Genomic DNA, 15,389 nt, shown 5'->3' on the forward strand with positions numbered 1-15,389 from the left:
CCTCCACATCGGAAAACAACATCAAGCGGACAGGGAACTGGCTGGTCGCGGCGGTACGGCCGTGGTGGCCCGCTGCCTGCCGGGCATGCCGAGGGCGATCAGCAGGCCGGCGAAGGCGAAGGCCGCGACCGAACCCATCGCGGCGGTGAAGCCGGTGGTGAACTCCTCGGGCGAGGCGTAACTCCCGGCGGCCGCGAAGACGGCCACCGCGACCGCCACGCCGAACACCCCGCCGAGGATCCGCAGCATCATGAACACGCCCGACGCCTGGCCGATCTCGGCCGGGCGCACCGCCGCGACCACCGACTTCTGCGCGGCGGGCATGGCCATGGTCAGTCCGACACCGCCGGCGATCAGCGCGGGCAGCAGTTCGCCGTAGCCGGTGCCGGGTCCGGCGACGACCGCGATCCACGCCGATCCGGCGGTCTGGAGCAGCAGTCCGCCCACCACGAACCGCCGCTCGCCGTACCGGTCGGCCAGTGCACCGGCGATCGGCGCGCACACCATCAGCGTCGCGGTCCACGGCATCAGCCGCAGCCCTGCGCCCAGTGCGTCGGTGCCGTGCACGGTCTGGAAGTACTGCGCGAGGAAGAAGAGCGTCCCGTACAGCGAGGCGAACACGCAGAAGTTCGCCGGGTTGGCCGTGGCGAACGCCCTCGCCCGGAAGAACCGCATCGGCAGCATCGGTGTCGCCGTGCGCTGCTCCCAGCGCACGAACACGACCACCAGCGCGAGGCCGCCCAGCAATGCACCGAGCACCTCCGCGCTGGTCCAGCCCGCCGCGTTGCCGCGCACCAGCGACCAGACCACGCCGAAGGCACCCGCGGTCACCAGTGCCACCCCGGGCAGGTCGAACCGGCTGTTCGGGCCGACGCTTTCGGCCACGCGCCGCGCGGTCAGCGCGATGGCGACCAGGCCGATCGGCAGGTTCAGCCAGAAGATCCACTGCCACGCCAGCCCCTGCGCGACGACCCCGCCGACGAACGGGCCGCTGAACGTGGCCAGGCCGGTGATGCCCAGGTACAGCCCCATCGCCCGGCCCCGCTGCGGGGGCGGGAACGCCGCGCTGATCAGGGTGAGCGACAGCGGCAGCACCATCGCCGCGCCGACGCCCTGCAACGCCCGGGCGGCGATCAGGGTGCCGATGTCCGGGGACAGCGCGCAGGCCGCCGAAGCGACGCTGAACAAGGCCAAACCGGTCGTGAACACCCGGCGGCGGCCGAAGCGGTCACCGAGCGCCGCACCGGTCAGGAGCAGCACGGCGAAGGCCAGGTTGTAGGCGTTGACCGTCCATTCGAGCGCTTCGACCGACGCCGTCAGATCCGCCCGGATCGTGCTCAGCGCGGTGGTCACCACCAGGCTGTCCAGCGCCATCATGAACGAGGCCAGCGAAGCCAGCGCCAGCACCCACGCCTGCTTGGCGGTCATCGACGCCCCTCCCGCAGCGAGCGCGGCAGGCCGAAGACGGTCAGCAGCGAGTTGTCGAGGAACCGGGTCACCGCGGCGATCCGGTCGCCGGCCAGCGTCAGCACCACGACCCCGTGCGCGTGCAGGATCGGGGTGCGGGGATCGCTCTGGTAGCAGCCGAAGGCGGGCTGGCCGTTCGCGCGCGTCGGGATCAGCAGGAAGCGGGGGTCCTCGCGCAGCGCGACGGTGCGCAGGAAGTGCCCGATGGCGGCGGGACCCTGGTACTCCAGCGGCAGCGGGGGCATGGTCAGCCACGCGTCGTCGGTCAGCAGGGCCACGATCGCGTCGACGTCACCGCTTTCGAAGGCGCGGACGAAGTCGTCCACGATCCGGCGCTCCTGCGGTGATTCCGGCAGCGGAGCGCTTTCGCGATCGGCCAGCGGCAGCTCGTGGGCCAGCGTGTTCCTCGCCCGCTTCAGCGCGCTGGTCACCGCGCTCTCGGTGGTGTCGAGCATGCCGGCAACTTCGGCGGCCCGGAAGCCCAGCACGTCCCGCAGCACCAGGACGGCCCGCTGCTTCGGCGGCAACTCCTGGAGCGCGGCGAGGAAGGCCAGCGAGACCGACTCCCGCATCTCGTAGCGCGCCTCCGGCCCCGGCACGTGATCGGCGATCTCGTCGAGCATCATCTCGGGGTACGGCTCCAGCCAGCTCGGTTCCGGGCGGCGGTGCGACGGCTCGGGCAACGGCACCTCCGGCCGGTGGTCCGTGAGCGGACGGCGGGCCCCGGCACGCAGCGCGTTGAGGCAGCGGTTCGTGGCGATCCGGTACAGCCAGGTCCGCGGCGACGCGCGTTCCTCGAAGCCGCCGATCCCCCGCCACGCGGCCAGCAACGTCTCCTGCAGCAGGTCCTCCGCGTCCTGCACCGAGCCGAGGATGCGGTAGCAGTGCACGTGGAGCTCCCGCCGGTAGGGCTCGACGAGTTCGCGGAACGCCTGCCCGTCCCCGTTCCGCGCCCGTGCCGCCAGCGTCCCGGCCTCGGTCCCTCGCATGGTGACTCCTTCTCTCCCGTGGTGCCTTCTCACAGGTATGGACACCATCGGCGCCGGGAAAGGGTCGGCCGCGCGCAAAATCGGATGAGGCGCCGCAGCGGGGGCGGTAACCTCCGCGAGCATGGCACGGGACGGACGCGGTGTGACCGCGCAGAGCGAGGACTTCGCCGCCTGGTACAACGAGCTGGTCGTCAAGGCCGGGCTGGTGGACCGCGGCCCGGCCAAGGGCACCATGGTGATCCGGCCGTACGGCTACCGGCTGTGGGAGCGGCTGCAGGCCGAACTGGACCGCCGCATCAAGGACACCGGGCACGAGAACGCCTACTTCCCGCTGTTGATCCCGGAAAGCCACCTGCACCGCGAAGCCGAGCACGTCGAAGGGTTCGCCCCGGAGCTGGCGGTGGTCACCCACGCCGGGGGCAAGGAGCTCGAAGAGCCGCTGGTGGTGCGGCCGACCTCGGAAACGATCATCGGCGAGATGATGGCCAAGTGGATCACCTCGCACCGCGACCTGCCGCTGCTGCTGAACCAGTGGGCGAACGTGGTGCGCTGGGAGCTGCGGCCCCGGATGTTCCTGCGCACCACCGAATTCCTGTGGCAGGAGGGGCACACCGCGCACGCCGACGAGGCGGACGCCCGGCGTGAAACCATGCTGGCACTGGACATCTACCACGAGGTGGCCCGCGACCTGGCCGCTATTCCCGTGGTACCGGGGGAAAAGACGCCCGGCGAGCGCTTCGCCGGTGCCGTGTCGACGTTCACCATCGAGGGGATGATGCGGGACGGCCGCGCGTTGCAGGCCGGTACCTCGCACTACCTGGGCGTCAACTTCGCGAAGGCGTTCGGCATCCGGTACACCGGTGAAACCGGGCGGGAGGAGTTCTGCCACACCACCTCGTGGGGCATGACCACCCGGATGATCGGTGCCATCGCGATGACGCACGGCGACGACCGGGGCCTGGTGTTCCCGCCGCGGCTGGCGCCGTACCAGGTGGTGATCGTGCCGATCACCCGCGGCGGCGACGTGGCGGTCGAGGAAGCGGCCGGGGACCTGGCCCGGCGGCTCCGGGCGGCCGGTGTGCGGACCCACGTGGACGATCGGCCCCAGCTCAGCCCGGGGTTCAAGTACCACGAGTGGGAGCTGCGCGGGGTCCCGGTCCGGCTCGAACTCGGCCCCCGCGACCTGCGAGCCGGGACCGCGATGCTGGCGAAACGGCTCGGGGACGAGGGCAAGCGGGCGGTGCCGCTCGACTCACTCCCGGAGGTCATGCCCGGGATCCTGGACGAGTTCCAGGCTTTCCTGCTCGCGCGGGCGACCGAATTCCGCGACAGCCACACCGTCGAGGCCACCTCCTGGCCGGACTTCGCCGACGCCGTGTCCACCGGCTGGGCGCGCGCCCTGCACTGCGGCACGCGCGCCTGCGAAGAGGACATCAAGTCCCTGACGCCCGCCTCCCCGCGCTGCGTCCCCCTGGACGGCGAGGCCGCGCAAGGCCCCTGCGTCCGCTGCGGCGCGTCGTCGGCCTACGGCAAACAGGTCCTCTTCGGCCGCGCCTACTAACCCAAAGCGCCGCCGAACACCCCCGCGCGCCCACCTGAGCCTCCGAATGCTATGAGTGGGGCATTACTTGCGGTAAACGCTAGTAATGCCCCACTCATAGCATTCAGCCACCCGCCGGGGGGTGTCAGAGTTTTGCTTTCGGGCGGTTCGGGTTCTCCCAGAGGAGGTCGTGGGCGCCGGTCGGGTTGAAGGAGTTCGTCTTCGGGTCGAACTGCACGTCGTGGGTGTAGATGCGGTCGACGTTCGGGTTGTGCCGGAGGATGGGGAACTCCGTGAGGTCGAAGACGTTGTCCTGCCGCCGCGCGCCCTCGGCGCCGGTCACCAGCATCACGTGCACGTTCCCGCTGGTGTTCCGCGCGTACGCGGCCGAGGCGTCGTCCCAGATCGGCTTGTTGAACTCGCCCTTGTCCGTCCAGCCCGGCATCTTCATCCCGTTGCTGTCGAGCTTGCCCTCCAGCGTGGTCCCGCCGTGCTTGTTCGCGGTGTCGTTGGCCACGTCCATCACCGAGTGCCACTTGCCGTCCTCGCCCTTGCCGCCGCCCGACCAGAACCAGGCGCCGTTGGGGTCGGTCTTCAGCAGCTCCTTCAGCTGGGCGCTCTTCTTGAAGTACTCCTCCTCGGTGAGGTTGCGCAGGTCGATGACGCCCCGGTCGGTGTCCGGCTTGCCGTCCGGCTTCTTCGGCCCCGGGTCGATGTGCGCGGGGTCGTTGTTCCCGGGGCGGTCGGGCACGCTCTTCGGCCCGCCGGGGGCGCCGCAGGCACCGTCACCGGCGAGGCCGAGCGGGTCGGCGGCGAGCAGCGGGTTCGTGACGTAGCCCGCCGGGTTCGGCGCCGGGCGCAGGCCCAGCGGGTCCTGGCTGAGGTACCGCGCCGCCGCCGGGTCGTAGTAGCGGTAGACGTTGTAGTTCAGTTCGCTTTCTTCGTCGTGGTACTGGCCGGGGAAGCGCAGCGGCGTCGATGCCGAGTCCATAGTGGACACAGTGGACATAGTGGACACGGTGGACGGCGCGGCGACACCCCAGAAGCTCGTTCGTGCCTGCCACGCGACACCGCCGTTGGTGTCGACCAGCTCGGTCGGGGTGCCGACCACGTCGGCGACGATCGAGTGGAACCGCGAGCGGTGTTCGGGCCAGGAGTACTCGGCCTGCGTCACCGGCCGGTTGTCGAGCGGGTGGCGTTCCCAGGTGAGGACCGTCCGCGAACCGTCCGGCCGCTGGGTGATCTGCTCGACGAGGTCCGAGCCGCTCCAGACGAAGCGGACCTCGTCGGTCATCACCGGCACGCCGTCCGCGCCCGCGGCCCAGCGCTGCTTGGCGAACCGCCTGCCGAGCGGGTCGTAGAGGTAGGTCCAGCGGGTGCCGTCCGGCGTGGTCAGGCCGGTCATCCGGTCCAGCGCGTCCCAGGCGAAGGTCCAGGCGCTGCCGCCCGACGGGGTCACCTGGCCGCGGGAGACCACCCGGCCCTGGCGGTCGTGGGCGTACCGGGTGGTACCCGCCTCGACCAGCGCGTTGTTCCAGTACCGGCGCGGGCCGGTGGTGGTCTCGGACCACGGGGTGGCGGCACCGGTGAGGTTGCCCGCCGCGTCGTAGCCGTAGCGCTCGACCCCGGCCAGCCCCGACACCTCGGTTACCCGCCCGGCCGCGTCGAGCCGGAACTGCCGCGAGCCGGTGGCCGAATCGTCGATGCCGACGAGCTGCCCGTCGGCCCGGTAGGTGTAGCGGCGGCGCTTGAGCAGCCGCTCCCCCGCCGTGAGCACCTGCTCGACCAGCTGGTCCTGCTCGTCGAAGACCTGGCCGAGGACCTTGACCCCGTCGACGTGCCTGCCGACCTCGCGACCGGACCGGTCGTGGTCGAACCGGATCTCGTGCCCGGCGGTCATCAGCAGCGCGGGACGGCCCGAGCCGTCGAAGAACCAGCTGCTGTCGGCCCCGCCGGGGGTGCCGCGGTGGACGGCGTTCTCGTCGTAGTGCCAGCGGACGGCGAGCCCGTTGACCGCTTCGGCGATCACCCGGCCGTGGACGTCGCGGACGATGTCCAGCACGGAATCCTGGTTGGTGGCGCGCGAGAGCCTGCCGAGCGCGTCGTAGGCGTAGGTGGTGCGCCCGCCGGCCGTCCGGCGTTCGACCACGTTGCCGAGCAGGTCGTAGCGGTATTCGGTGACCTCGCCGAGCGCGTTCGTCATGCTCAGCAGCTGCCCGGCCTCGTCGTAGGCGTAGCTGAGGCGGCGGCCGTCGAAGTCCTCTTCCGCGGTCAGGCGGCCCGCCGGGTCGTAGGTGTAGCGCCAGGTCAGCCCCTGCGGGTTGGTCACCGCGACGAGCCGCAGCTCGCCGTCGTAGGTGTAGGTGGTGCGCCCGCCGGCCGGGTCCAGGTCGAGCGTGGGCAGGCCGAACGGGCCGTAGCTGCGCCGGGTCACCTGACCGGCGGCACCGCGGTGTTCGGTGACGTTGCCCTCGGCGTCGAAGCGCCACACCTCGTGCCGCCCGAGCGGGCCGGTGCGGACCGTGCGGTTGCCCTCGACCGTCCACCCGAGACGGACGGCGGCCCCGGAGGCCGTGTGCGTCACCCGCGGGCGGCCGAACAGGTCGCGTTCACCGGGACCACCTGCTGCCACTGGCTCGTCGTCGAGCGGATTCGGCAGGCCCTCGGCTCGGAACGGCGAGGCGGACCCGACCGATCCGGTGGTGAGGTCGGGTGCCGCTCCGGGGGCGTATTCGCGCCGTGCGACCGCGTCATCCCCGGAAGCCTCGACCGTCAGCGCACCGTCCACTGTGGTGGAGACCCGCACGACGGAGCCGTCCGGGCGGGTCACCGCGAGGAGTTCGCCGTCGTCGGCGTAGGTGTAGCCGGTCACGCGGCCCAGCTCGTCGGTGCGGGAGAGCAGCCGGTCGTAGCGATCCCAGCTGTACCGGCGGACGTTCCCCAGCGGGTCGGTCTCCGCGATCAGCTGACCCGCGTCGTTGAGGCGGTACTCACTGCTGTGCCCGAGCGCGTCGGTGTGCCGGGTGACGCGGGCTTCGAGGTCGTAGCTGAAGCGGCCGTCGTAGAAGCCACCGGCGCCGACCGTCTGCACGCAGCGGCCGGCCGGGTCGTAAACGTACCGGTACCAGGTGCCGGTGCGGTCCTGCCAGCCGACGAGCCGGTGGGCCGGGTCGTAGTCGAAGGTCATCGGGCGGCCGGAGGAGTTGGTGACCTGCGTCAGCCGCCCGGCTTCGTCGTAGCCGAACCGGGCCACCGGGACGACGGTGCCGTCCGCCGTGCCGACGGCCTCCATCTCGACGATCCGGCCGCGCGCGGAGGCGAACCGCACTTCGTGACCGTCGGCGCGCCGGATGGCGCTGGGCGCCCCGGTCGCGGAGTACTCGACCGTGACCCGCGGCGCGTTCTCGTGCTCGATGGCGGTCAGCGGCAGCACACCGGCGGGCTGACCGGGGGCCGTGGTGAAGACCAGGGTGAGCCGGCCGGCGCGGTCGTCGATGCGGTAGCCGTCACCCTCGCGGCGCAGCGGGAGCCGCGGGCCTTCGACGGGCAGCACCGCCTCACCGGTGGCGGGCAGCGGGTACACCAGGATCAGGCCGTCAGCGGAGAAGTAGCAGGCGTTCTCCCGGTCGACCTCGATGCGCTGGTCCACAGTGGACGTCCACGACGGACCGAACCAGCGACCGGCGCGGTAGGACGAGATGTGCGTGCGTTCCAGCACGAGTTCGGGGGTGCCCGCGATGGTCAGGTCGACCTGCCGCATCACCACCTCACCGGTGGCGATGTCCACCGGGTCGGACTTGCAGACGCGGTCGTCGGCGCCGACGGCCCGGTCGCGGGCGTTGTCGGGCTTGTTGCCGCTGGGCGTGGTGTCCGGTTTCGGGGTGGGCGTGGGGGTCGGTGTCGGTGTGGGCGTCGGGGTGGGCGTGGGCGTCGGGGTGGGGTCCGGTGCTTTCGGGGTGGGTGGAGGTGGGGTGTTCGCGGCTGGTGGTGGGGTGTCGGGTTTGGCTCCGCTGGGTGTGGTCCCGCCTCCGCCGCCGTTGCTTTGGCCGGGTGGGGGGTTGGGGGTGGGGGTGGCTCCGCTGGGGGTGGTGTCCCCGCCCCCGGAGCGCACGGTGTCGGGCTTGGGCGGGGCGCCCTCTTTGATGTTCTTCAACGCCTTGGTGGCGTCGCCGAAGGAGTCACCGAGTTTCTTCAGCAGCGGGGAGAGCTTGCTCAAGGCCTGGACCAGCTTCTTGGTGATGTCAGCGATCTTGGCCGCGGTCTTGGCCACCGCGGCGACCACCTGCGGCACCACCCAGGCCAAACCGATACCCAGGGTGAACAGCACCTGCAACGCCCAGCTGATCATGTGCCCGACCAGCTCGGCGATGATGTCACGCACCAGCGAGCGGACCGCGCCGACCACCTCACCCGCCGTGCCGATCCCGCTCGAAGCGCCCTCGGCCGCGGTCTGCGCCGCCGAGAGCAGCGTCGCGGTGTCCGCACCCCGGGTGCGGTAGGCATCCCCGGCCGGACCCGTCCACGACGCGGTGTCCTCAGCGATCATCTTCGCCAGATCCGCACTGATCGACGACAACTCGGTGCCGACGTTCTTCCACGTGTCCGCATGCGACTTGATCACATCCGGACTCCCCGTCAACGCGTCCAGCGCATCCGACAACGGGCCCACGTGCTCGATCAGCCAGCCGACCCCGTTGGCCAGGATCGCCCCGAACGGATCCATCGCCATCCCGAGCGCATCCAGCGCGGCCCCCGCCGCCCCCAGCACCCCCGCGGCCCAGTCACCACTCTCGATCGCCTTGCTGGTCTCACTGATCGACTCCAGCAACGGCATGCCGGAAATAGCCGTGGTCGAGTCCTGCACCTCGGCGATCAAGGGGTTGGCCATGGTCGTAAGTCAAAGCAACCCCGGTGACCAGGGCAACTGCCGGGCCATCGAGCCTGCCCGAGCGGCCGCCGGACGTTGCCCGATCACCCTCTCGCCCCGGTCGCGGGCCGCTTGATCAGCGGTTAACCCAGGAAGTCCCCGACCTTCTCGGCGACCTCGGCCGTGTCGTTGACCCGCGGGAACGGCTCGTCGGGCACCTCGGCGCCGAGGAACTCGCACAGCGGCTCCCAGCCCTCGGTCACCCGGTACACCAGCAGTTCCTCCGCCGGGACCGCCGCCTGGACCTCTTCGTTGTGCCGGAGGAACCAGGCGATCGTCTCGTCCTTGCCGCGGTGGCCGAAACCGCGGTCGGCCATCGCCGCCATCATCTCGGCGGTCATCGGGCTGTCACCGGCACTGAGCTTCGCGACGACCTGCTCCATCACCGGGTCGAAGATGGTCGCGGCGGCGCTGCGGTACCAGCTCTCCGGCTCGCGGACGCTGAGCAGCACCTTGGCCTCGGGGAACAACTCCTTGAGTTCGCGCCACAGCAGGCAGGCCGGGAAGTCCAGCGTGGCGCGATACCCGTCCACGGCGGCTCGGAGCGCGTCGCGGTCACCGCGCAGCGCCTTCGCCCACGCGGCGGTGGCGTCCGCGTTGCCGAGGACCTCGCGCATGTGGTGACAAGGCCCGTAACCCAGCGTCTCCAGGGCGCTGTGCAACGACAGCGTGCCGGTCCGGCCGAAACCCGCGCCGATCACCTCGACCACGTTGCCCTCCTTCGATCGCTGTCCAAGATCGTAGTATCGAAGCGGCAGCGGCTGCTGGGTGCCACGGGCGCCCATGTTTTCGTGCACTACCGGCAATACGGAAATGCCGCGAATTCTAGGGGAAGACCTCGTTGTTCCGCTTGACTTCGTTCCGGACAATAGGTAAAGGCCACCATTTTGCCCAGTGGCAGCCTATTCGGCCGTCACCGGGTTCCCGGCCTGCGGTGGAAAGTTCCCAACCCGTTGACCGCGGCGCATTCCTGGGCCAGGTTGGGTGGTGCGGGCGAGACCGACGGCGAACTCCGCCGCACCCGAGCCGACCGTGGGGGACAGATGCGCTTTCGGGCCCTGGGGCCACTGGAGTTTCTCGATGCGACCGAATGGCGGGCGATCCGTGCGCCCAAATGGCGGCTGCTGCTGGCGACGCTGCTGATCGAGGCGGGCCAGGTGCTCTCGGTGGACCGGATCGCCGCGGAATTGTGGGACGAAGCCCAGCCGAAGACGGTGGGTAATCAAGTACACGGTTATGTGTCACGATTGCGAAGACTCCTGCGCGACGGGCAGGGCGAATTGCTGGTCACCCAGGCACCCGGTTACCGGCTCCGAATCGAACCGGCCGACACCGACTTCGGCAGGTTCCTCGCACTCGTCGACAGCGGGCGGGCGGCCTGGCGGGCCGGCGACACCGACGAGGCGGCCGGGCTGCTTTCCGGTGGGCTCGCGCTGTGGCGCGGGAACGCTTTCCAGGACGTCCCGGTCAGCCCGCTCGTGCGGGCCGAAGCCGACAACCTGAACGAGCTGCGGGTGACCGTGCTCGAAGACCTCGCCGAGGTCAACCTGCTGCGCGGGCAACACGGCGAGCTGTCCGCGGAACTGGCCGAGCTGGTCAAGGAACACCCGCTGCGGGAACGCATGCGTGAACTGCAGATGCTCGCGCTCTACCGCAACGGCAGGCAGGCCGACGCGCTCACCGCCTACGCGGACCTCCGCGAGCGGCTGGCCGACGAACTCGGCGTCGACCCCAGTCCCCCGCTGCAACGGCTGTACGAGCGGATCCTGCGTGCCGACGGCGCGCTGGCCTCACCGGCACAACCCGCCGCACAGCCCGAGAAGGAACCGCCGCCGAGTCCCGACCTCCCGGTGCACCAGCTCCCGCCGGACGTCCCGGATTTCACCGACCGCCGCGCCAAGCGGGAGGCGATCGCCGAGGTGATCGCCTCCCGGAAGGAAACCGGCCCGCCGCCGGTGGCCGTGGTGGCGGGTGGCCCGGGTGTCGGGAAGTCGACCCTGGCGGTGCACGTCGCGCACGCGGCGAAACCGCACTTCCCCGACGGCCAGTTCTACCTCGACCTCGCCGGTACCTCCGCCGATCCCCGCGACCCCGCCGTGCTGCTGGCCGAGGTGCTGCACGCGCTCGGCATCACCGGCGCGTGGATCCCGGAAGGCCTGCCCGCGCGCACCACGCTGTACCGCTCGCTGCTCGCCCGCCGCCGGATGCTGCTCGTGCTCGACGACGCCGCGAACGCCGACCAGGTCCGCCCCCTGCTCCCCTCCACCGGCAGCTGCGCGGTGCTGGTCACCAGCCGCACCCAGATGAACGACCTGCCCGGCGCGCGCCACGTCGAACTGGACGTGTTCCGGCCGCAGGAGGCCCGCGAACTGTTCGCCAGCATCGTCAGCGCCGAACGGGTCGCCGCGGAACCCGAGGAGGCCGAGAAGATCCTGCGCTCGTGTGGCTACCTGCCGCTGGCGATCCGGATCTCCGGCGGCAGGCTGGCCGGCCGGATGACCTGGCCGCTGCGGGTGATGCGGGAACGGCTGGCCGACGAGTCGAAGCGGCTCGGCGAACTGCGCGTGGGCGAACTCGACGTGCGCGCGAGCTTCGGGCTCAGCCTGCGGTCCCTGCCGCCGATCGCGGTGCAGGCCTTCGGGCTGCTCGGCCTGCTGGGCCGGGAAAGCCTGCCGGGCTGGGTGCTCGGCCCGCTGCTGGACCGCCAGGACGCCCACGACGTGCTGGACCTGCTGGTCGACGCGAGCCTGGTGCAACTGGCCGACACCGACGCCGTCGGCCAGCCCCGGTACCGGCTGCACGACCTGCTGCGCACCTACGCGCTCGAAACCGCCGAGACCTTCCCGGCCGCGACCCGGCACGCGGCGCTGACCCGGCTGCTCGCCACCTGGCTCGACCTCGTCGAGCAGGCCGTGGATCGGTTGCCGCCCAGCCTGTTCCGGCCGGAGCCCGGGCTCACCGTGCGCCGCCCGCTGCCACCGGAGACCGTGGCGCAGCTGGTGGCGAACCCGCTGGCCTGGTTCAGCGCCGAGCGGGTCTGCCTGCTCGGCGCGGTGAAACTGGCCGCCGAGTGGGACATGGACGAGCTGGCCTGGGAACTGGCCGCGCACATGGCCTGCTACTACGACGTGCACAACCAGCACGAGGACTGGCGGCAGAGCCACCAGCTGGTGCTGAAGGTGGTCCGCGAGGCCGGGAACAAGCCCGGTGAGGCGGCCATGCTGCGCGGGCTCGCGCAGGTGCAGATCTACCGCGACGCGCTCACCGAGGCCACCGAGAGCCTGCGGGAATCACTGCGGCTGTGCCAGGAGATCGGCGACCGGCGCGGCGAGGCGCTCGCGGCCTCGGCCCTCGGCACCGTCGAACGCAGCCTGGGGCACCACGAACAGGCGCTCGACCACGTCCGGCACGCCCTCGAACTGGTCGTCGAGACCGGCGACCGCGCCATCGAAGCCCAGCTGCGCAACGGCATCGCGACCATCCACCTCGCCCAGGGCAGGCCGGAGGAGGCGGAACCGTGGTTCGAAGAGGCACTGCGGCTTTCGCGCGAACTCGGTGACGTGCACCGGGAAGCGGTGGTGCTGCGGGAAATGAGCCAGCTGCACCGCGAGTCCGGGGCGACCGCCCACGCGCTGCGCAGCCTGCGTCGCGCGCTGGACATCTTCGAGGAACTGAACGACGAACGGTGCCGCGCGTACACGCTGGTGAAGCTGGGCCGTCTGTACGCCGAGCGGGGTGAGCGCGCGCAGACCTCGCTGGCGCTGGAGAGCGCGGCCCGGATGTACGCGCGCAGCGGTGACCGGATGGCTGAGGCGGCCAGCTGGCAACTGCTCGGCGAACTGGCCGCCACCCAGCACAACGCCGACACCGCGCGCGTGCACCTGAACGTGGCGCTGCGCCTGTGGCAGGACTTCGGCGCCGACGACCAGGTCACCGAGCTCAAGTCGAAGCTGCACCGCCTCCCGCACTGACGTCGTTTCGCCCCTGACCCCGCAGCCGCACCGGCAACCGGCTGTACCCGGTGAACAGGGTGGAGTAGATCCGTTCCGGGGTGCCGCGGCGCTCGATTCCGCCCACCTGCCGCCGGAACCCGTCGAGCAGGGCGTGCAGTTCGACCCTGGCCAGGTAGGCGCCGATGCAGAAGTGCGGGCCGTAGCCGAAGGTCAGGTGGTTGTTGGGGGTCCGGCCCAGGTCGAACTCGTCGGGCCGGTCGAACGCGCGCTCGTCCCGGTTCGCCGAACCGGCCCACAGCGTGACGATGTCGCCCTCGGCGATCGGCTGCCCGGCGATTTCGAGGTCCTGCTTGGCGACGCGCCCGTAGTACTGGGCGGGGGTGGTCCAGCGCAGCACCTCTTCGACCGCGGTGTCGAGGCCGGCCTCGCCGTCGCGCAGGGCCCGCCACTGCTCCGGGAAGTCGATGAGCGCGTCGATCCCGCCCGCCATGGCCAGCCGGGTGGTCTCGTCACCGCCGAGGATCAGGTTGTAGCAGTTGAGCACCACCTCGCTCTGGCTCAGGTGGCGGCCGTCGACCTCGCTCGTGGCCAGCAGGCTGACGATGTCGGCGTGCGGGTTGTCCTTGCGCTCCTCGGCCAGTTCCGCGAAGTAGAACAGGATGTCGTTCTTGGCCATCCAGCCGTCGGTGGCGGTGGCGTCCGGGTCGTCCGAACTGACCGCGGACTTGGTCAGCCGCAGCAGTTCCGCGCGGTCGGCGTCGGGGATGTCCAGCAGGTCGCAGATGGTGGCGAGCGGCACGTGCGCGGCCACGTCGGCGGCGACGTCGCAGTCCCCCGCCTGCACCGCCTCGGCGATCAGCCGGTCGGTGCTGGCCCGCACGCGGTCGACGACGATCCCCAGCGCCCGTGGCGAGAACGAGCGCAGCAGCAGCTTGCGCAGGTGCGTGTGCCACGGCGGATCGGAGGTGGTCAGCATCTTCCCGCCGGACGGGTCGGTGCCGAGCAGGAGGGTGTCCAGCGAGTTGCCGCGTTCGGAGGTGTAGCGCTTGACGTCGCGGGCCGCGGCCTGCACGTCGGCGTACCGGCTCACCACCCAGAAACCCGGCCCGCGCGCGGTCTCCGGGTGCCGGTGCACCGGCTGCTCGTCGCGGAGGTACCGCCACAGCCCGGACAGGTCGTGCCGAACGTAGGTGTGGGGATCGGTCAGGTCGATCGAGCCGAGTCCGGCCACGCTCTTCACACCGTCACCTCGCCTTTCCCGTCGTCTTCCTCGGTATGGCCGGAGAACCGCCGCAGCGTCCGGTTCAGCGCCGCGAGCACGGCAGGCACCAGCAGCAGGGCCGCGCAGCCGAACAACGCGGTCCGGCCGGAGGTGAACTGCACCAGCACCGAGCCCACCAGCGGGCCGAGCGCGGCCGCCACGTTGTCGAACACCCCGACCGCCGCGGACACCCGGCCGCGCAGGCCGTCCGGGGTCAGCACCAGCTGGTAGGTGATGATCGTCGTGTTCGCCAGCGGGACCAGCGCGCCGACCAGCGCGAACACCACGCCGGCCACGACCATGTTCGAAGTCAGCGCGAGCAGCGGGGTCAGCAGCGCGGCACCCCACAGCACGGCGCTGATCGAGACGTAGGGCCGCAGCACCCGCTGCAGGCGCCCGGCCAGCAGCGCGCCGACCAGCGCGCCACCGCCGAGCATCGCCACCACCACACCGACCTGCCCGGACGGCACCCCCGCGGCGTTGGCGATCAGGATGAAGGCGGTGAGGAAGGCGCCGAAGCCGAGGTTCACCAGCACCCCGCAGGCGGTGATCACCCGCAGCGTCGGGTGCCGCAGCAGCCAGCGCAGGCCGCCGGTCAGCTCCGGCCAGAACCGCCGTGCACTGTCCACTGAGGACGTCTCCCGGCCGTGGTGGCGCGGGATGCGCACGAACAGCAGCGCCAGCGTGGCCAGCAGCTGGAGCACCGCGTTCGCCGCGAACGGCAGCGCCCTGGTGAGCCCGTAGAGCACGCCGCCGAGGCTGTTGCCGCCCATCTGCCCCACCGACGACCGCGCGGTGTTCAGCGCGATCGCGTCCGGCAGCTGGCCGGTGGTGACCACCTGGGGCAGGGCGGCCTCCTCCGCCGGGAAGATCGCCGCCAGCGCGAGCCCTTCGACGATGGCGACCGCCAGCAGGTGCAGGTAGGACCCGGCGTCCAGCCAGATCGCCACCGCCAGGCTGCCGTGCGCGAGCGCCCGCGCCGCGCTGGCCAGCACCAGGATCAGCCTGCGGTCGTAGCGATCGGCCAGCAGCCCGGCGGGGAGCCCGAAGGCCAGTTGCACCCCGGTCGCCAGGAAGCCCAGCAGCCCGGCGGCGATCGGCAGGTCGGTCAGCGCCACCGCGAGCAGCGGGTAGGCGATCAGGAACACGTGCTGGCTCAGCTCGGACCCGGTCTGCGCCAGCCACAGCAGCTGGAAGTCGCGATTGCGCGAAAGCGGGACGGCGGTGGCGGGACGGCCGCTCACCGGCCCGC

8 protein-coding genes are annotated in these 15,389 nt (G+C 71.4%); 2 read left to right on the plus strand and 6 right to left on the minus strand.

The genetic code is table 11. The annotated features are described in order from the left end of the window. Nucleotides 1-21: 21 nt before the first annotated feature. Together L3Q67_RS35775 and L3Q67_RS35780 are read right to left on the minus strand one after the other, a co-directional pair. Complete coding sequence (locus L3Q67_RS35775) at nt 22-1,428, minus strand: MFS transporter (RefSeq protein ID WP_499185834.1); 1,407 nt, start codon at nt 1,426-1,428, stop codon at nt 22-24. Continuing rightward, nucleotides 1,425-2,456 (minus strand): sigma-70 family RNA polymerase sigma factor, encoded by a 1,032-nt coding sequence (locus L3Q67_RS35780; protein WP_499185835.1) that lies wholly within the window; start codon nt 2,454-2,456, stop codon nt 1,425-1,427. Before L3Q67_RS35780 ends, L3Q67_RS35775 begins: the two co-directional genes overlap by 4 nt. A gap of 121 nt (nt 2,457-2,577) precedes the next feature. Here L3Q67_RS35780 and proS point away from each other — a divergent pair, with 121 nt between their 5' ends. Further along, a complete protein-coding gene (gene proS, locus L3Q67_RS35785; protein WP_499185836.1) occupies nt 2,578-4,017 on the plus strand; it encodes a proline--tRNA ligase in 1,440 nt (479 codons plus the stop codon). A 124-nt stretch (nt 4,018-4,141) separates the two neighbouring features. On the opposite strand, the gene L3Q67_RS35790 is transcribed toward proS, so the two are convergent. After that, nucleotides 4,142-8,884 (minus strand): DUF6531 domain-containing protein, encoded by a 4,743-nt coding sequence (locus L3Q67_RS35790; RefSeq protein ID WP_499185837.1) that lies wholly within the window; start codon nt 8,882-8,884, stop codon nt 4,142-4,144. 122 nt (nt 8,885-9,006) lie between these two features. Beyond that, nucleotides 9,007-9,633, minus strand: coding sequence for a sulfotransferase family protein (locus tag L3Q67_RS35795; RefSeq protein WP_499185838.1), 627 nt, complete (start codon nt 9,631-9,633; stop codon nt 9,007-9,009). Between the two features lie 333 nt (nt 9,634-9,966). Between L3Q67_RS35795 and L3Q67_RS35800 the strand changes: the two genes are divergently transcribed. Then, on the plus strand, nt 9,967-12,894 hold the full coding sequence (locus tag L3Q67_RS35800) for an AfsR/SARP family transcriptional regulator (RefSeq protein WP_499185839.1): 2,928 nt from the start codon (nt 9,967-9,969) through the stop codon (nt 12,892-12,894). On the opposite strand, the gene L3Q67_RS35805 is transcribed toward L3Q67_RS35800, so the two are convergent. Further along, complete coding sequence (locus tag L3Q67_RS35805) at nt 12,863-14,116, minus strand: cytochrome P450 (protein WP_499185840.1); 1,254 nt, start codon at nt 14,114-14,116, stop codon at nt 12,863-12,865. The genes L3Q67_RS35800 and L3Q67_RS35805 overlap by 32 nt on opposite strands. Beyond that, the gene (locus L3Q67_RS35810) at nt 14,113-15,381 is read right to left on the minus strand and encodes an MFS transporter (RefSeq protein WP_499185841.1); all 1,269 of its coding nucleotides are present in this window, start codon (nt 15,379-15,381) and stop codon (nt 14,113-14,115) included. The genes L3Q67_RS35805 and L3Q67_RS35810 overlap by 4 nt, the downstream gene beginning before the upstream one ends. Nucleotides 15,382-15,389: the final 8 nt, after the last annotated feature.

The sequence above is a fragment of the Saccharothrix sp. AJ9571 genome, from assembly GCF_021725495.1.
Classification (GTDB): Bacteria; Actinomycetota; Actinomycetes; order Mycobacteriales; family Pseudonocardiaceae; genus Amycolatopsis; species Amycolatopsis magusensis.